Here is an 18522-nt window from a genome sequence, read left to right on the forward strand (position 1 = left end):
GAACTACTCAAGCAGTGGCCGCCTGTTTACGCTGCTTTTCCAGTCGCTTGAGCAGTAGCGTGCGTTTCAGCGCGGACAAGTAGTCGACAAATACCTTGCCGTCCAGATGGTCGAGCTCGTGCTGAATGCACACTGCCAGCGGCCCTTCGACCTCGACGATGATCTCCTGACCATCAACGTCCTGCGCCCGGACCTTCACCTTCAGCGCGCGGGTCACGTCGGCGTACAGGCCGGGAAACGACAGACAGCCTTCCTGATAGACCTGCGAGCCTTCCTTTTCGATGATCTGGGCATTGATCAGCGCCAGCGGATGCTCGCGGTCATCGCTCATGTCGGCGACCAGCACCCGCTGGTGCACGTCGACCTGGGTCGCGGCCAGTCCGACGCCATTGGCGGCGTACATGGTTTCAAACATGTCCGCGACCAGCTGTTTGAGCTTCGCATCAAACGTGTGCACCGGTTCGGCACGAGTGCGCAGGCGGGGGTCGGGGAATTCGAGAATGGATAGTTGGGACATGCAATCACCTCGGCGTCAAAAATGCGGGCGGCTTGGTAAAAATGCCACCCCGACGCGATCTAGAATGTTTCTCATTGTACGTCGGCAAGCACGCGAGTGCAGACGATTTTTGCCAACTGAGACCTGTTGCGCGTGTTAACCATTCGGTTACACTCGACCGAGCATCTGGGGAAGGGGGATTCCCGTCAATGATCAGAAAAATTATCGTGTTGCTGGCCGGCATGCTGGTCACCGTGGCCGTCTATGCGGCTGGCGTGCAGCTACGGACTAATCATCCCGACAGCTACGTCGTGCGCCGCGGCGACACCTTGTGGGATATCTCCGCCAAATTCCTGTCCAAGCCATGGCTTTGGCCGGAGATCTGGCAGGCCAATCCCCAGGTCCGCAATCCGCACCTGATCTACCCCGGGGACGTGCTCAATCTGTCCTTTATCAACGGGCCACGACTGACGCTGCAGCAACAAGTGCGCGTTGAAACCGAAGCCGTACCGGCGATCCCCTTGTCCGAGCTGCGCATGTTCCTGAAGGAAATGCGGGTCATGGACTCGAACGCCGTCAGTGCCGCGCCGTACGTGGTTGGCCTGGAAGAAGGCCAGTTGCGTGCCACGGTCGGCCAGAACCTTTATGTGCGCGGCCTGCAGGGTGCACCGGGCCAGCGCTGGGCGATCGTGCGGCCGAGCCATGTATTCCGTGGTTATGACCAGGACGATGCGGAGAACGCCGATCTGGTCGGCCATGACCTGGACAGCGATGCCGCCATGGTCACTTCGCCATGGCATGAAGATTCCCGCGTCAGCACGCAGACGATGTGGTCCCACGACGACCACATCCATCACACGCGTGGTCAGGATCTCGGGGTCGAAGTCAGCGTGATTGGTACGGCCGAAACGCTGCGTATGGGCGATCCGTCAACCTTGCTGCTGCTCGGTTCGACCAGTGAAATCCGCAGTGGCGACCGCATCATGCCGATTGATGATGCGCCGTACGACGCTTACTACTATCCGCACGCGCCGAAGTCGGTGCCAAACAACGCCCGCGTCATCGCATTTGCCGATGCGCTGGCCGCGGCCGGCTCACGCCAGGTCGTGGTGTTGTCGATCGGCTCCAAGGACGGTGTCGACAATGGCCAGACTTATGCGATGTACGAGCCGGGCAGCAACATCCACGACGACGTGGCCAGCAACAGCTGGACCCGCGACCTCGGCAAGCGGGTCACGCTGCCGGATGAGTACGTCGGGCATGTGATGGTGTTCCGCACCTTCGACCGTGTCAGCTACGGCTTGATCATGGATGGCTTGCGCCCGATCGAAAAAGGCGACCGCCTGCGTCTGCCGGAGTAGTGATCGGCTAACGATCAGGCCACGACGCCGATCGGTATTTTCCTACAGTACGGCGCGGTCTCACCGCGCCGTTTCTGTTTGCACCCAGTCCCTAAACTGCAACGCATGAACGACATGGATGAACTGCGTGCGTGGCTGATTGCCTTGCGCATGCCCGGCCTTGGGCCGGCTGGATTGCGCGAGCGGCTGGATGCGGCGCAGGGTGATATTGGGCGCGCGCTGACAGGTCTGCGGGCTCATGCGGCAACGCTCGGCGAGCCGGCACGGGTATGGCTGGATCAACCTGACGAGGCGCGGTTGGCGGCTGATATGGCCTGGCTGGCTGAGCCGAGCCATCGCTTGCTGCGTTGTACCGAGGCGGATTTTCCGCCGCAACTGGAAAATATTCCCCTGCCGCCGGCGGCGCTGTTCGTTGTCGGCGACGCCAGCCTGCTGCTGTATCCACAGGTGGCGATTGTCGGCGCACGCAACGCCAGCGCGTCCGGGCTGGCGCATGCCCGCGCGTTTGCCTGCGCGCTGGCGCAGGCCGGGTTTGCCATCACCAGCGGCATGGCCGACGGCATCGACGGCGCGGCCCACAGGGCGGCGCTGGATGCCGGTGCCATGACGCTGGCCGTGGTGGGTACCGGGCCGGACAGGGTCTACCCGCGCAAACATCACGCGCTGGCGCAGCGGATCGGCGCGCAAGGCGCCCTGGTCAGCGAGTTTCCGCCTGGCACGGCGGCGCGTGCCGATCATTTTCCACGACGCAACCGGATCATCTCCGGGCTGGCGCTGGGTACGCTGGTGGTCGAGGCAGGCCTGCAATCCGGCTCGCTGATCACGGCGCGGCTGGCTGGCGAACAGGGGAGGGAGGTGTTCGCGCTGCCCGGCTCGATCCATAATCCGCTCGCCCGCGGTTGCCATCGTCTGATTCGTGATGGGGTTCGACTGGTGGAAAGTCCCTCCGAGATTATCGAGACATTGGCGCCGGCAGCGCGCATGCTTGGTGGTGAACTGGCGGCCCGGTTGTCGGCGAAAACCGACAGCCATGTGAGTCAGTCGATGGCTGCAAACGGCAATTCCGTCACTTCAACGGTACGCCCATCGTGGCGGGAAGATCCTGAATATCGCCGATTATGGGCCGCTATTGGCCATGAACCAGCGACGTTGGACGAACTTGCCTTGCGCACCGGAAACTCGGCAGCGGCACTGTCAGGGATGTTGTTAATGTTGGAACTGGAGGTCCGTGTCGAGAGTTTGCCAGGCAACCGCTACCAGCGATTGCCGGACTGAGCGCCGCGTGCGGGACGGTGTTTGTCCAGCGGTTACGTAGGAATACGGGCTTGACAGTCGTTGGCGCGGCGTGGTTTCAACTATATATAGATGTCCGGCGCCTCAAGCGCCGGTGGTTCGCTTCTGGAAATCCAGCTTCATGGCAAAAAACCTGCTCATCGTCGAATCACCGGCCAAGGCCAAGACGATCAACAAATACCTCGGCAAGGACTTCCAGGTCCTGGCCTCCTACGGTCACGTGCGTGACCTGAAGCCGAAGGAGGGCGCGGTCGACACCGAGCACGGTTTCACGATGGCCTACGAGGTGATCGAGCGCAACGAGAAGCATGTCGACGCGATTGCCAAGGCAGCCAAGGCAGCCGACGACATTTATCTCGCGACCGACTTGGATCGCGAAGGTGAAGCGATCTCCTGGCACATCAGCGAGATCCTGAAAGAGCGTGGCCTCACCGAGGGCAAACGGATGCACCGCGTGGTGTTCTCCGAGATCACCCCGAAGGCGATCAAGGCCGCCGTGGCCAACCCCCGGCAGCTGTCGCACGACCTGGTCGATGCCCAGCAGGCGCGTCGCGCGCTGGATTATCTGGTCGGCTTCAACCTGTCGCCCGTGCTGTGGCGCAAAGTGCAGCGCGGCTTGTCCGCCGGCCGCGTGCAGTCGCCCGCCTTGCGCATGATCGTCGAGCGCGAGGAAGAGATCGAGGCGTTCAATGCACGCGAATACTGGAGCATCGAGGCGCAGCTGAAGCACGCGGACGGGGATTTCACGGCTCGTCTGAGCAAGCTCAACGGCAAGAAATTCGAGCAGTTCGACCTCACCAACGAAGCGGATGCCTCGGCTGCGCGCGATGCGTTGAAGCAGGCTGCCCACGGCCGCCTCACTGTCAGCGACGTCGGCTCCAAGGAACGCAAACGCCGCCCCGCGCCACCGTTCACCACCTCGACCTTGCAGCAGGAGGCCGCGCGCAAGCTTGGCTTCACCACCAGCCGCACCATGAAGGTGGCGCAGGGGCTGTACGAGGGCGTAGCGCTCGGTGACGAGGGCAATGTCGGCCTGATTACCTACATGCGTACCGACTCCACCATGCTCGGTGACGATGCGCTGGCCGAGTTGCGCGAGCTGATCGCGCGCGATTTCGGCAAGAAGGCGTTGCCGGACGCTCCGCAGGTCTACAAGACCAAGTCAAAGAACGCGCAGGAAGCGCATGAGGCGATCCGCCCGACCTCGGCGATGCATACGCCGAAGTCGGTTGCTGCGTTCCTCAACGACGACCAGCGCAAGCTGTATGAGCTGATCTGGAAGCGCACCGTCGCCTGCCAGATGATCCATGCCACGTTGAACACCGTCTCGGTGGAGTTCGCCGTGCGTGATGTCGTCGGCGGCGACGCTTCGTTCCGCGCCAGCGGCACCACCGTGATCGATCCGGGCTTTCTTGCTGTCTACGAGGAAGGCCGCGACCAGAAGACCGCCGAGGATGATGACGAAGGCCGTCGTCTCCCGCGGCTCACCGTGGGCGAGCAAGTGCCGTTGCACGACATTGCCGCAGATCAGCATTTCACCGAGCCACCGCCGCGCTACTCCGAAGCCAGCCTGGTCAAGGCGCTGGAAGAACACGGCATCGGTCGACCCTCGACCTACGCCAGCATCATCCAGGTGCTGCAGAATCGCGAATACGTTTATCTCGACAGCCGCCGTTTCAAGCCGAGCGACGTCGGCCGCGCCGTCAGCAAGTTCCTGACTGCGCATTTCACCCGCTACGTCGACTACGACTTCACCGCCAAGATGGAAGACGAGCTCGACGCAGTCAGTCGCGGCGAGGAAGCCTGGGTGCCGCTGATGGAGCGCTTCTGGCTGCCGTTCAAGCAGCAGGTGGACGAAAAAACCGAATCGGTCGACCGCAACGAGGCGACCGGCGCGCGCGAACTGGGGACCGACCCGAAAACCGGCAAGCCGGTGTCGGTGCGCCTGGGACGCTACGGGCCGTTTGTGCAGATCGGCACCAAGGAAGACGAAGACAAACCGACCTTCGCCAGCCTGCGCACCGGCCAGAGCATGCATACGATCAGCATGGTCGATGCGCTCGAGCTGTTCAAACTGCCGCGCAAGCTGGGTCAGGCCGAAAACGGCGACGAGGTCAGCGTGGGCGTGGGCCGCTTCGGTCCGTTTGTGAAGCAGGGCAGCACCTATGCTTCCCTCAAGGCCGAGGACGATCCGTACACCATCGAGTTGCCGCGCGCGCTGCAGATCGTGCAGGAAAAACTGGAGATGCTGGCGAACCGGCTGATCCTCGATTTCGGCAACGGCGTGCAAGTGTTGAACGGCCGCTATGGCGCCTACATCACGGATGGCGAAAAGAACGCGCGCATCCCGAAGGAGCAGGAGCCGAAAGAGCTGACCGAAGCGCAGTGCATCGAGCTGCTCGCTGCCGCGCCGGTGCGCAAGGGCGGGCGTTTCGGCAAGAAGACCGCCTCCAAGAAAACCGCTGCCAAGAAGACCGCGACCAAAAAGGCCGCTGCCGAAAAGGCGCCTGCGGTGAAGAAAGCGGCCACAAAGAAGACGGCCACCAAGAAAACCGCCAGCAAGAAGACCGCGTCCAAAAAGACCGCTGCCAAAAAGGTAGCGGCCAAGAAGGCCGTGGCAAAGAACGCCGAGGCCTGAGTGCTGCGGCGCTTCACGCTTGCCGAACTCGATGCCGCTGCCGCCTTGCTGCATGGTGGCGGAGTGCTGGCGTACCCCACCGAAGCGGTGTTCGGCCTCGGCTGCGATCCGCATGATCGCGCCGCGTTCGAGCGGATATTTGCGCTGAAGCAGCGGCCGCCCACCCAGGGCGTGCTGCTGATTGCGGCGGACTTTGCCCAGGTCGAACGCTACATCGAGCTTGCCGCGGTGCCTGACGATGCCATGCGGCGGGCGCAGGCGAGTTGGCCGGGCCCGCATACCTGGATCTTTCCGCGATCCTCAGCCGTGCCGGCCTGGGTGGCCGGTGGGCATGCCGGCATCGCCTTGAGGGTCACCGCGCACGAACCCGCCGCCGCCCTGTGCCGGGCGTTCGGCGGCGCCCTGGTCTCCACCAGCGCCAACCCGCACGGCCAAGCGCCGGCGCGCTCGGCGCAGGCCGTGGAGGCTTGTTTCGGCGACGAGCTGGACGGCCTGCTGGACGCCCCGTTGGGCTCCCAGGCCACTCCCACCGTGATCCGTGACGTGCTCTCAGGCGCTATCATCCGCGCGTAAGTGTCGAGGGGAGCGCGCTGGATCAGAGTTGCCTTACCGGCAATCTGAACTGTCGCGTGACGGCAGCTTATGCCATTCACGCCGCCGTTCATCGATGGCGGCGATGCTATCCCTCGGAGCGAAGAAGCAGGTTTCCGGGAGATTGCGGCGTGGCCATCGATTACGACACCTTCCAGCGCGAGGCACAGCCGCAGCTATCCCTGCTGAGCGCGGCTGATCCGGCCCGTGTGCTGGCATGGCGCGACGGCGAGGCGATCAGCGCCGCACAGTTTCTGGCCCATGTGGAAATGGTTGCGGCCATGCTGCCGATAGCTGCGGCCGCGGTGAACCTTTGCGAGGATCGCTACGCGTTCCTGGTCGCATTCTGTGCCATTGCGCTGCGCGGCCAGATCAACCTGCTGCCCTCGTCACGCGCACCGCAGGCCGTAGAGGAGGTGATGGCGACTCACCCGGGCTCTTATGCGCTGGGTGAGCAGGCATTGGTGCCAGCGCCGCCGGGCTACCGCCAGTTGCCGTCGCTGAAAGGTACGCCAGCGCTGGAAGCGGACGCGGTATGGCCGTTGATTCCTGCCGATCAGGTGGTCGCGATTGGCTACACCTCTGGCTCCACCGGCACCCCCAGCGCGAACCTGAAGACCTGGCACAACTTCCATGCCAGCAACGCCGGCAACCTGGCGATGCTGCATGCGGCAGTCGGGCCGCGCTTCGAGGTGGTCGCCACCGTACCGCCGCAACATATGTACGGGCTGGAAATGTCGGTGCTGCTGCCGCTGCTCGGCGCGGTGGGCGTACACGCCGGTCGGCCGTTTTTCCCGGCCGATGTCGCGGTCGCGCTGGCCGAGGTACCGACGCCACGCGTGCTGGTGACCACGCCGGTGCACCTGCGCGCGCTGGTCGAATCCGGCATTGCATTGCCGCCGATCGCCGCGATGCTTTCGGCCACCGCGCCGCTGCCGGTCGAGCTGGCGCGTGCGGCTGAGCGATGCTTTGGTGCGCCGGTGCTGGAAGTGTTTGGCTCCACCGAGACCTGCGTGGTGGCCAGCCGTCGCCCAACCGTAGACGAGGACTGGTCGCTGTACACCGGCGTCGTTCTGCATCCGCAACCCGATGGCACCTCGGTCGTGGCACCGCAGCTGGCGGCCCCGGTCACGCTGGCCGACATCGTTCATTTATCGGAAGACGGTCGTCGGTTTCGCCTGCACGGGCGTCAGGCCGACATGCTGGAGATCGCCGGCAAGCGTGCCTCGATCGGCGATCTCAGCCGTCGCCTGCTGGCGATCCCCGGGGTGCAGGACGGCGTAGTGTTCCAGCTCGACGGCGCCGATGCCCTGGGTGTACATCGGATTGCTGCCTTGGCAGTGGCGCCGGGGTTGGACGAGCACGTGATCCTGGACGCACTGCGCCGTGCGATCGATCCGTTGTTCCTGCCTCGTCCATTGCGCCTGGTCGATGCGTTGCCGCGCAACGAGACCGGCAAGCTGCCTCGAGCAGCGCTGCTGGCGTTGCTGGAAGCCCGCGAATAACCAAGCGCAAGCCTTCTCTCCTCGAAGGGGAGAGGATTGAGGTGAGGGGAGGGTGCTCGCCATGCAGCCGACCAAAGCACGCTTCGATGTGGAGTCCCCGCAAGACTGGCCCCTCACCCCATCCCTCTCCCCGCAAGGGAAAAGGGGGCAGCTCCGCACACCCGCAACGGCTCCAACCACCCCTAACGCGCTGCGCAAACCGTAGTCAGCCTCTACAATGCCCAGCTGCGCCGACCCAGGCGCGACCCCTGGTAGTGGAGCAAGCATGAAAGTTCTCGTCATCGGCAGCGGGGGGCGCGAGCACGCTCTGGCGTGGAAGCTCGCGCAATCCGCGCAGGTCAGCGAAGTGATCGTGGCGCCCGGTAATGCCGGCACGGCACATGAGCACCGCGTGCGCAATGCGAACGTTGCGGCGAACGACATCGATGGTCTGCTCAAACTGGCGAAGGACGAGAAGATCGGACTCACCGTGGTTGGTCCCGAAGTGCCATTGGTAGCTGGTGTGGTCGATCGTTTCCGGGCGGCCGGCCTGCGCATCTTCGGTCCGCGCGCGATCGCTGCCCAGCTGGAAGGCTCCAAGGCATTCGCCAAGGATTTTCTGCATCGGCACAACATTCCCACCGCGCGCTACGCGGTGTTCACCGAACTGAATCCGGCATTGGCCTATGTGCGTCAGCACGGCGCGCCGATCGTGATCAAGGCCGACGGCCTCGCCGCCGGCAAGGGTGTTGTGGTCGCGCTGACCAAGGCCGACGCCGAGCTGGCGCTGCATGACATGCTCGGTGCGCACAGTTTCGGCGACGCCTCGGCGCGAGTGGTGATCGAGGAATTCCTGGACGGTGAGGAAGCCAGCTACATCGTGATGAGCGATGGGAGCCATGCGCTACCGATGGCGAGCAGCCAGGATCACAAACGTCGTGACGAAGGCGACCTGGGTCCCAATACCGGCGGCATGGGCGCGTATTCGCCAGCGCCGGTGGTTACGCCCGAGGTCGAGCAACGCATCCTCAAGGAAGTCATCGAGCCGACCCTGCGTGGCATGGCGGCGGAAGGCGCTCCCTTCATGGGCTTCCTCTACGCCGGGTTGATGATCGACAAGAGCGGTGCGCCCAAGGTGATCGAGTTCAACGTGCGCTTCGGCGACCCCGAAACCCAGCCGATCATGCTGCGATTGAAATCCGATCTGGTCGAACTGATCGATGCCGCGCTGGACGGTCGTCTGGAAAACACCCACGCGCACTGGGACGTACGTCCGGCGATTGGCGTGGTGATGGCAGCCGGCGGATACCCTGGACGGGTGCGTGGCGATGACGTCATCGATGGTCTCGACGCGCCGCTCCATCGCGATGTGAAGATTTTCCACGCAGGCACCCGACTTGACGCCCAGGGTCGCGCTGTCACCGCCGGAGGACGCGTGCTGACTGTATGCGCGCTGGGCAGCGACCTTGCTGCCGCCCGTGAGCATGCCTACGCCGCGATCAGCAAGATCCATTACGAAGGGGCTTTTTGCCGCCGCGATATAGCGCACCGTGCCTTGCGGCGGACCTGAGGGCACCCAGGGTTGCCCGTTGCGCCGTTCGGCTGGTCTGGGTCGGAACCTGATATCAGGGCGCGTCATGCCCGACAAGCGTACGCCTGCGCATGGATAGGGCGTTGGTTGGGTTGACTTTTCCGCACCGGTATTTTTGGGCTATGCTTCGAGCTTCCCCCCGCGAAAATGTGACGGCGCACAGCGCCTGACCCCTTTCGTGTTTGTTTTCACGTCGATGAGGTTTTCCCATGCGCAAGATGGTTTTGTCGCTGATGTCGGTAGCAGCCGTGGCTCTGGCCGGCTGCAACAATTCTTCTCCTTCACAGCAGACAGACGCTGGCGCGTCTGCCCCGACATCTGCGTCTACGGCGGCTGCCGCCGCGCCCGCGAATGAGGTGAGCGGCACCATCTCGTTGCGCGAGCCTACGCAGCTGTCGCCGAATGCCCAGCTGGTGGTGAACCTGGTCGACGTGTCCGCCACTGCCGCGGGCGCGGCGCCGCTGGCGAGCAAGACGGCTCCAGCCGGTTCGTTTCCGCAGCAGTTCCAGCTGACGTTCAATCCGGCCAACGAGAAGACGGATGACATCTACGTGGTGCAGGTCACCCTGACCGATGGTGATCGCCACTATGTGATGCCGATCCAGGCACCGGTGCTGACCAAGGGTGCCAAGAACACGGTGTCGATCCAGCTGATGGCCGAGCAGACGCCGGGCGAGAAAATCCTGGCCGCGTTTACCGATGTGCAGAAGCAGATCGGTGGCATGAAAGTCAGCAATGGCACCAAGCTCGAGGCGAACATCTCGCGCGGCTGGCAGGTGTTCCGTCAGGCCGGCGAAGTGAAGTTCATCCGCGAACTGGTGGACTCCGGTGACAAGGGTTTCACTAGCACCGACTATGCCTACAAGAACGGCAACCCATGGGCTGTCGTGCAGCAGACGAAAGCGAACAAGGATGCCAAGCCCAGCGCGATCGACCGTGCTGGTTGGGATGACAGCGGCACGCTGGTGCTGAAGCAGCATCAGGTGGGCAGCGGTGAGGTGCAGACGCTCGATGACGGTACCGCCGCCAGCCTGCACAAGCAGGCACTGACCATTCTGAATCTGGCGACGGGTGGCAAGAACAAGTAAGCCGTCCAGCAAGATCGAACAATAAAAAAGGCCGTCCGATTTCGGACGGCCTTTTTGTTGTGTGCTGCTTGACGCGTACCGCTGAAATCAGAAGCCGACTTTTACGCCGATGTTGACGCTGTCGTATTGCTGGCTGTTGTCATTGAAACGGCCGCTGTAGCCGATCCAGCTGGTCACGCTGGGGCTGAGCTTGGCGGACAGGCCGATGTCGGCCGTGCCCCAGTTCTTGTCGGGGCTGAAGCCGGTCAGCTCGAACGTGCCGTTCATGCTGTTGAGGCCGGCACTGAGCGAGTCGGGGTTGGCCTTGTTGTCGTAGTTCCATGCCAGCTCGGCGTACGGCGAAATCACCGTGTTGGCGAACTCCCAATTGCCTTGCACGCGCCAGCCGGCGGTCGCGATCAGTGCATCGCGCTGCTGCTTTCCAAACCACATCGCGGTGCTGTCGTTGCCACTTTCGTTGTAGCTATCGACCTTGTTTGTCTGCCACTCGAGGTTGGCGAACGGCCCGGTGCGCAGGCCGCTGAAATCAAACCACCAGCCGCCGGTCACGCCGCCACCCAAGTGCGAGCCATCGGTTTTGCCGCCCTCGGTGCGCCGCATCGTACCGAGATCGATGACACGCTCGATATTCGTGAAACCGGAATGGCCGAAATTCGCGTAGCCACCGACGTAGCCACCACCGGCCTGATAGGTGACGTAGCCGAGGCCGCTGATGTCCTGCAGCTTGTAACCACCACCGCCGGCAAAATCGGCGTTGTTCTGGCCAATGCCGAGTGCAATGCCGGCCGAAACATGATCAGTGGCGTGCGCATCGACACCCAGCGTCAAGTTGAAATTGTTGGCGTCGGTCCTGGGCGAGCCGTTGCTGGAATCGAAGCGCTGATCGCCATAGGAGAGGTCGACGAAGGCACGCGTGTCGGCGCCGTTGCTGTCAGCCAGCATCTGGTTGCGGATGCTCTTGGTCTGGGCGGTACTGTCGGCGAGCGCTGTTTCACTGAGCAGGGAAATTTGCGCCGGTGCCTGGATGATCGACAACACGTACTGCGTGAGCAACATGTCGGCGCCGGTGGTCGGATGCACGCCGTCGGCGAACACATAGCTCAGGTTGGTGCCGGGAGCATAGGTATACGGCAGGCCCGAACCCTGGGGTCCGCACGCCACCGAACTCGAGCCGACGCCGCAAGCCGGTGTGCTGGCATTGGTGAAACCGTAAGCGCCCGGATTGCCGATCACTTCTGACAGCAGGCTGTACGCATTAACTGGAATGATGCCTTTGCCCAGCTGTGCCAGGCCGCTGTTGAGCTGGCCGTTGAAGATCAGGCTGAGCCCGGTCAACGAAGCGGCAGCGGAAGCGCCCTGCTCGGTAGCGTCCGGAGTCAGGCCGATATTGGGCAGGTTGAACACCAGGATGTTCTTGACGCCGGCGCTCTGCAGCTGGCCGATCAGCTTCACTTCCTGCTGCGCGGCAGCCGCCACGTTGGCTTGCGCCTGGGCCGCCGTTTGCAGTCCGGCGACGCCGGCTTGTGCGGCAACGGCAGCATCGACCTGCGCGGTAACTATCGGGGTGATCTGTGCAACGAAGGCCGGAACCGCACTCGCCGGCAAGCCCTGCGCTTCGGCACCAGCAACCTGGGCGGCAATCGTCTGCGCGATCAGTTGCTGCGCAACGGCGTTGGCGCCGGCTGCGGTGGCGGCCGAGAAAATGTCATTCGCACCACCCCAGACCGAATACAGCGCATGGCTGTTGATCGTCGGGTTGCTGGCCAGATACGCGGTGACCTGACTGGTCAGGGTCGGCACCACCGACGGCGTGCCGGGCGAGTTGGTGAGCACGCCGGCGCCGCCCCATGCGTAATCACTACCACCCACCAGCGATGGGCTGAGCGTGCTGCCGATCCCGAGCCCATTGGCGATGTCTTCAATCGCCACCAGGCCGGGATTGGTCGTGAAGCGCAACGGCGGCTGCACGCTGGGATTGGTCGCCAGCGAAATATTGCCGTCGTCGCTGAGGCTGTCGCCAAACACGACGACCTGACTGAAATCGGTGGCGACAGCGACACTGCTGAACAGCAAGGTGGCAGCGATGGCGCTGGCGAGGTGGCGGGTGCGAAGCATGGGTGGGACTCCCCTAGACAGACCGGAATGGTCTTGTTATTTGTCCGTTACGTTAATGCACCCCATACGGAAGCGCATGCTGCATCGCAACGCAGTGCGATGCAGCCGCTTCGTCAGCGCTTTCCGGCCCGCGCCAACGCGTCGGCAAATGCGCTGTTGGCCGGTGCCGGCGCCGGTTTCGGCATACCGCCGCCGGGGCGACTGCCGTTACGGCCATCGCGCGGGCCGGCGGACTTTGCGTCGGCCGGCCGGCCGGCGCGGGGCTGTCCTGGCTCATCGTCCAGCCGCATACTGAGGCCGATGCGCTGGCGTGGCAGATCGATCTCCATCACCTTGACCTTGACGATGTCACCGGCCTTCACCGCGTCGCGCGGGTCCTTCACGAAGGTGTGCGACAGCGCAGAGACGTGCACCAGTCCGTCCTGGTGCACGCCGATGTCCACGAAGGCGCCGAACGCAGCGACGTTCGTGACGCGACCTTCGAGGATCATGCCGGGCTTGAGATCTTTAACGTCTTCGACGCCTTCGGCGAAGCTCGGCGCGACGAACTCCGGTCGTGGGTCGCGGCCGGGCTTCTCCAACTCTTTCAGGATGTCCCGCACGGTCGGCACACCGAAGCGCTCGTCGGTGAACTGCTCGGGCTTGAGTGCGCGCAGGAAGCTCACGTCGCCGATGACGTTGCGTACCTCTCGACCGCACTGCGCGATGATCCGCTCGACCACCGGGTAGGCTTCCGGATGCACCGAGCTCGCGTCCAGCGGGTTGTCGCCGTCTGCTACGCGCAAAAAGCCGGCGCATTGCTCGAACGCCTTGTCGCCAAGGCGGGGCACCTTGAGCAACGCCTTGCGGTTCGCAAACGGACCGTTCGCGTCGCGATGCTTCACAACGTTCTCGGCGACCGACGCGGACAGGCCGGCGACGCGCGAGAGCAGGGCAGCGGAAGCGGTGTTCACGTCCACGCCGACGGCGTTGACGCAGTCCTCCACGCGCGCATCCAGTGCGCGCGCCAGCTTCACCTGGTTCACGTCGTGCTGGTACTGACCCACGCCGATCGCCTTCGGCTCGATCTTCACCAGTTCGGCCAGCGGATCCTGCAACCGGCGCGCAATGGAAACGGCGCCACGCAGGCTCACGTCGAGATCCGGAAATTCCTTCGCCGCCATTTCCGACGCGGAATACACAGACGCGCCGGCTTCGCTGACCACGATCTTGGCGAGCTTCGTCTCGGCCACACCCCTGTCAGCCAGGAGTTTGATCAGTTCGCCGGACAGCTTGTCGGTCTCTCGTGAGGCGGTGCCGTTGCCGATCGCGATCAGGTCTACGTGATGCTGCGTGCACAGTTTCGCCAATTGCACGAGGGATTCACGCCATTGCTTGCGTGGCTCGTGTGGATAGATGACGTCGGTGGCAAGCAGTTTGCCGGTCGCGTCGACCACCGCCACTTTGACGCCGGTGCGGATGCCGGGATCCAGACCCATGACGGTTCTTGCACCTGCCGGCGCGGCCAGCATCAGATCCTTCAGGTTGTCGCCGAACACGCGAATAGCTTCGTCCTCCGCGCCTTCGCGCACGCGGCCGAACAAGTCCAGGGTGAGGTGCAGATGCAGTTTCACGCGCCAGGTCAGCCGCACCGTTTCGCGCAGCCAGGCATCGGCGGCGCGGCCGCGGTTGTGGATATTCGCATGCGCGGCGACGCGCCCTTCGCCTTCGACATGACCCTGCTCGCCATCGGAGGCAGGGCTGAGTTCCAGTTCGAGGATGCCTTCGTTGCGCGCGCGCATCAGTGCGAGCAAACGGTGTGAAGGGATCTTGCTGATCGGCTCGATGTGATCGAAGTAATCGCGGAACTTCGCGCCTTCGTTTTCCTTGCCTTCAACCAATTTCGCGCGGATCTGTCCCTGCGCCCACAACCAGTCGCGCAACTCGCCGACCAGATGGGCATCTTCGGCGATCGACTCCATCAGGATCGCGCGTGCGCCGTCGAGCGCGGCGCGCACGTCGGCGATGCCTTTTTCGGCATCGACAAACGACTCAGCGAACGCTTCCGGTGATTGCGTCGGATCTTCGCGCAAGCCGAGTGCGAGCGGTTCCAGGCCGGCCTCGCGGGCAATTTGCGCCTTGGTGCGGCGCTTGGGCTTGTATGGCAGGTACAGATCTTCCAGCCGCGCCTTGGTATCGGCGTTGAGGAGCTCGTTCTTCAGCACATCGTTGAGCTTGCCCTGTTCCTCGACACTGGCCAGGATCGCCGCACGACGTTCCTCCAGTTCGCGCAGATAACGCAGACGCTCTTCCAGCAGGCGCAGCTGGGTATCGTCGAGGCCGCCGGTGGCTTCCTTGCGGTAGCGTGCGATGAAGGGCACCGTGGCGCCGCCGTCGAGCAAATCTACCGCTGCCTGCACCTGGTCGGTTTTTGCAGCGATGTCCTGGGCAATGCGTTGTTCGATACTGAGCATGAGTTGCTGTCGATTCCTTGCAACGACGCGAAGCGCCGGGTGAGATGATCAAGCCCCCGATCATACCAAGCGACCCCGTCGACGGACGTGATCGGCGCACACAAAAACGGCGCCAGAGCGTGGCTCTGGCGCCGTTGCGTTCAGCGCTGAATCAGGCGCTGAACGAACTGTTGCTTCCGCTCGATGCCTGCGTCGGCACGAATTCGCTGGCGCGACCGTTCAGCACCAGAGTGCTGGCGATCAGGTCATGCAGGCCCTGCTTGCGCTTGGTCCAGGCAACCATCAGGAAGCCGATGAAGAAGATCAGGGTGCTGAGATATTTTGCCGGATAGCGACCCAGCGCACGCGGAAAGCTGATTCGTCGGCCCTGCATGTCGGTGACGCGTATACCCAGTGCGAGCTTGCCCACGGTCGCCTGCCAGGCCGAGCTTTCGCAGAACGCAAAGTACAGCCAGGTGAGGACGGTGATGATCAGCATGGCTGGCAGCATCGTGCTGTAGAACTGGCCAAACGCGGTAAGCATCGCCTGGGGGTCGCCCGGTGAGGCCAGCTCCGCCTGTTTCATCGCCGCTTCAGCGGCATCGCCGCCCATCATCTTCTGGATGAGCATGCTGGGGATGTACAGGATGATGGCATCGAGGATGTAGGCGGCCACGCGCTTCCAGAAACCCGCATAGTCTTCCAGTACGGCCGAAATGATCGGTGCCGGCGGCATGCCGACGGCGGCAGAGGGCGCCGCCGGTGGTGCGCTCGTCACGGCATCGGGAAACAGCACCGACAGTGGCTGCCAGTCGGCGAGGCCTTCGTACCAGGCCAGATCCTCACGGCTCACCTGGCCGCTACGCAGCCATTGGCGTACATCGTCTTCCTTGTACGGGCCATGTCGTTCACCGTTGCGACCGATCCAGATTTCCATCGTGCACGCTCCCCATGGCTGTTCAAAGTGCGCATGATGCCATGAGCAGGTGGGCCAGGACGGTGTGGGACAGGCATCGCGGCGGCCGTGCGTCGTTGGCGCGCAGGTGCACAGGACGCCAGATGCCGCAGCGAATCAGGCGGCGTCCCGACGCTTCAGGTGCACCAGCAGCAGCGAGATCGCCGCCGGCGTGACACCGCTGACGCGCGCGGCCTGGCCGATCGTCGCCGGCAGCGTACGCTTGAGCTTGAGCAGCACTTCGGAGGACAGCCCGCGCACCTTGTCGTAGTCGAAGCTGGTGGGGATCGCGGTGTGCTCATTGCGGCGCTGGCGCTCGATCTCCTCGCGCTGGCGTTCGAGATAGCCGGCGTATTTGACCTGCACTTCGACCTGGGCAGCAACGTCCTCGCGTTCGACGGCGGGGCCGAGCTCGGCGACCGTGGCGAGTTTTGCGTAGTCGAGTTCCGGCCGGCGCAGCAGATCCAGCGCGCTGGTTTCGCGGCTGACGGCGATGCCGAGCTGGCGTTCGATTGCTGCGCCCAGCGCATTGTTGGGTGCAGCCCATAGCGTGCCAAGGCGCTGCATTTCGCGCTCGACCGCTTCGCGTTTGGTGCGCAGCGCATCGAAGCGTGCCTGCGGCACCACGCCGAGTTGATGGCCGGTCTCGCTGAGGCGCAGGTCGGCATTGTCTTCCCGCAGATGCAAGCGGTATTCCGCGCGCGAGGTGAACATGCGGTAGGGCTCGATCGTTCCGTTGCTGGTCAGGTCGTCAATCAGCACGCCCACGTACGCCTCGTCGCGACGCGGGAACCATGGCGCCTTGTCCTGGGTTGCGAGCGCGGCATTCAGGCCGGCGATCAAGCCCTGCGCGGCGGCTTCTTCATAGCCCGTCGTGCCGTTGATCTGGCCGGCAAAATACAGGCCGCCGATGGCCTTGGTTTCCAGCCACGGATTGAGCCCGCGCGGATCGAAATAGTCGTACTCGATCGCATAGCCAGGGCGCGTGATGTGGGCGTGCTCGAAACCCTTGATCGAGCGCACCAGCGCAAGTTGCACGTCATACGGCAGCGAAGTGGAGATACCGTTCGGATAAATCTCGAACGTGTCCAGGCCTTCCGGCTCGATGAAGATCTGGTGCGAGGACTTTTCGGCGAAACGCACCACCTTGTCTTCGATCGACGGGCAGTAACGCGGGCCGACACCTTCGATCTGGCCGGTATACAGCGGCGAGCGATCCAGTGCGCCGCGGATGATCTCGTGCGTCTGCTCACTGGTATGAGTGATCCAGCAGCTGACCTGGCGCGGGTGTTCGTCGCGCGTGCCAAGGTAAGAAAACACCGGCGCGGGGTTGTCGCCGGGCTGTTCTTCCAGCCCGCTGAAATCGATGCTGCGCAAATCGATGCGCGGCGGCGTGCCGGTCTTCAGTCGATCGGCGGCGATCGGAAGCTCGCGCAGCTTGGCAGCGAGCGCGCTGGCTGGCGGGTCACCCGCGCGTCCACCGGCGTACTGCGCCGGGCCGATGTGGATCTTGCCGGCAAGGAAGGTGCCGGCGGTGAGCACCACCGTTTTTGCGGCGAACGACAGGCCCATCTGCGTGACCACGCCTGTGACGCGGCCGTTCTCGATCAGCAGATCGTCAACCGCCTGCTGGAACACCTGCAGATTTGGCTGGGTTTCCACCAGGCGGCGGATCGCCGCCTTGTACAGGCCACGATCGGCCTGACAGCGGGTGGCGCGCACGGCAGGCCCCTTCGAGGCGTTCAGCGTGCGCCACTGGATACCGGCGCGATCGGCTGCGTGGGCCATGGCACCGCCGAGTGCGTCGATCTCCTTGACCAGGTGCCCCTTGCCGATGCCGCCGATCGCCGGATTACAGCTCATCTGGCCGATCGTCTCGATGCTGTGGCTGAGTAGCAGGGTGCGCGCACCCGTACGCGCCGCGGCCAGCGCGGCCTCGGTGCCGGCGTGGCCGCCGCCAATCACGATGACGTCGTAGTGGGTCGGGTGGCGCATTGAACTGCCCTGGAAAGGGTAAAAAGTGACGAAACAGGTCGCTATGGTAACGCGATCAACGCCTTGCGGCCGGATCGGACGGAGTGGCATGTTTCCTGCTTGACTATTTCCAGCACTTTCACAGGCAGACGCTGCGCGATACGCGCGCCGAGATCGAACGGACAGGGGTTCGATTGCGTACTGGGAAAGGAAGCAAGACGGCACCTCTCGGGGTGCCGTCGTCTTTTGGCGAGGCCAAAAAGACAAAACCCCGCAGATTCAGTGCGGGGTCTTGTGCTGATAGATCTGGCGCCAGGCGGTCTCAGGAACAGGGGGAATCCAGGATGACCGTGTTGCCGGGCGCCAGAAACTGAAAGTCTTGGCAATGATCAGACAGCGCTGCTGTCGGAGAGCTTGGGGTGCATAGTTATCTCTCATGCGTGAACAAAGGGTGACTGAGAGGTGAATTTGTGTCAGCTCGCGGCAGCAGATGACCCGCAGCGT

12 protein-coding genes are annotated in these 18522 nt (G+C 63.6%); 7 read left to right on the plus strand and 5 right to left on the minus strand.

From position 1 onward, the window contains the following. Positions 1-7: 7 nt before the first annotated feature. The gene (def, locus tag HDE77_RS12005) at positions 8-517 is read right to left on the minus strand and encodes a peptide deformylase (protein WP_184417564.1); all 510 of its coding nucleotides are present in this window, start codon (positions 515-517) and stop codon (positions 8-10) included. 188 nt (positions 518-705) lie between these two features. On the opposite strand from def, the gene HDE77_RS12010 reads away from it, so the two are divergent. The 7 genes from HDE77_RS12010 (at position 706) to HDE77_RS12040 (ending at position 10542) form a co-directional block, all read left to right on the plus strand. After that, on the plus strand, positions 706-1857 hold the full coding sequence (locus HDE77_RS12010) for a LysM peptidoglycan-binding domain-containing protein (RefSeq protein ID WP_184417565.1): 1152 nt from the start codon (positions 706-708) through the stop codon (positions 1855-1857). A 105-nt stretch (positions 1858-1962) separates the two neighbouring features. Continuing rightward, positions 1963-3132 carry a DNA-processing protein DprA gene (gene dprA / locus HDE77_RS12015; RefSeq protein WP_184417566.1) on the plus strand — a complete coding sequence of 390 codons (1170 nt, stop codon included), beginning with the start codon at positions 1963-1965 and terminating at the stop codon, positions 3130-3132. Positions 3133-3271: 139 nt separating this feature from the next. Further along, positions 3272-5788: a DNA topoisomerase I gene (locus HDE77_RS12020; protein WP_184417567.1), complete on the plus strand. Its 2517-nt coding sequence runs from the start codon at positions 3272-3274 to the stop codon at positions 5786-5788. After that, positions 5789-6361: a Sua5/YciO/YrdC/YwlC family protein gene (locus HDE77_RS12025; protein WP_184417568.1), complete on the plus strand. Its 573-nt coding sequence runs from the start codon at positions 5789-5791 to the stop codon at positions 6359-6361. A gap of 149 nt (positions 6362-6510) precedes the next feature. Beyond that, entirely contained in the window at positions 6511-7884 is a 1374-nt protein-coding gene (locus HDE77_RS12030; RefSeq protein ID WP_184417569.1) for an AMP-binding protein, read from the plus strand. Positions 7885-8149: 265 nt separating this feature from the next. Then, positions 8150-9433 carry a phosphoribosylamine--glycine ligase gene (purD, locus tag HDE77_RS12035; RefSeq protein ID WP_184417570.1) on the plus strand — a complete coding sequence of 428 codons (1284 nt, stop codon included), beginning with the start codon at positions 8150-8152 and terminating at the stop codon, positions 9431-9433. A gap of 230 nt (positions 9434-9663) precedes the next feature. Further along, positions 9664-10542 carry a YbaY family lipoprotein gene (locus tag HDE77_RS12040; protein ID WP_184417571.1) on the plus strand — a complete coding sequence of 293 codons (879 nt, stop codon included), beginning with the start codon at positions 9664-9666 and terminating at the stop codon, positions 10540-10542. 87 nt (positions 10543-10629) lie between these two features. Here HDE77_RS12040 and HDE77_RS12045 read toward each other — a convergent pair whose 3' ends face one another. From HDE77_RS12045 to mnmG, 4 genes are all read right to left on the minus strand, one after another. Further along, positions 10630-12657: an autotransporter domain-containing protein gene (locus HDE77_RS12045; RefSeq protein ID WP_184417572.1), complete on the minus strand. Its 2028-nt coding sequence runs from the start codon at positions 12655-12657 to the stop codon at positions 10630-10632. Positions 12658-12770: 113 nt separating this feature from the next. Beyond that, the gene (locus tag HDE77_RS12050) at positions 12771-15110 is read right to left on the minus strand and encodes a Tex family protein (RefSeq protein WP_184417573.1); all 2340 of its coding nucleotides are present in this window, start codon (positions 15108-15110) and stop codon (positions 12771-12773) included. A 151-nt stretch (positions 15111-15261) separates the two neighbouring features. After that, entirely contained in the window at positions 15262-16026 is a 765-nt protein-coding gene (locus HDE77_RS12055) for an RDD family protein (protein WP_184417574.1), read from the minus strand. 135 nt (positions 16027-16161) lie between these two features. Continuing rightward, positions 16162-18039, minus strand: a complete 1878-nt coding sequence (gene mnmG / locus HDE77_RS12060; RefSeq protein ID WP_184417575.1) for a tRNA uridine-5-carboxymethylaminomethyl(34) synthesis enzyme MnmG — start codon at positions 18037-18039, stop codon at positions 16162-16164. Positions 18040-18522: the final 483 nt, after the last annotated feature.

Source organism: Rhodanobacter sp. MP7CTX1 (assembly GCF_014205795.1).
GTDB lineage: Bacteria > Pseudomonadota > Gammaproteobacteria > Xanthomonadales > Rhodanobacteraceae > Rhodanobacter.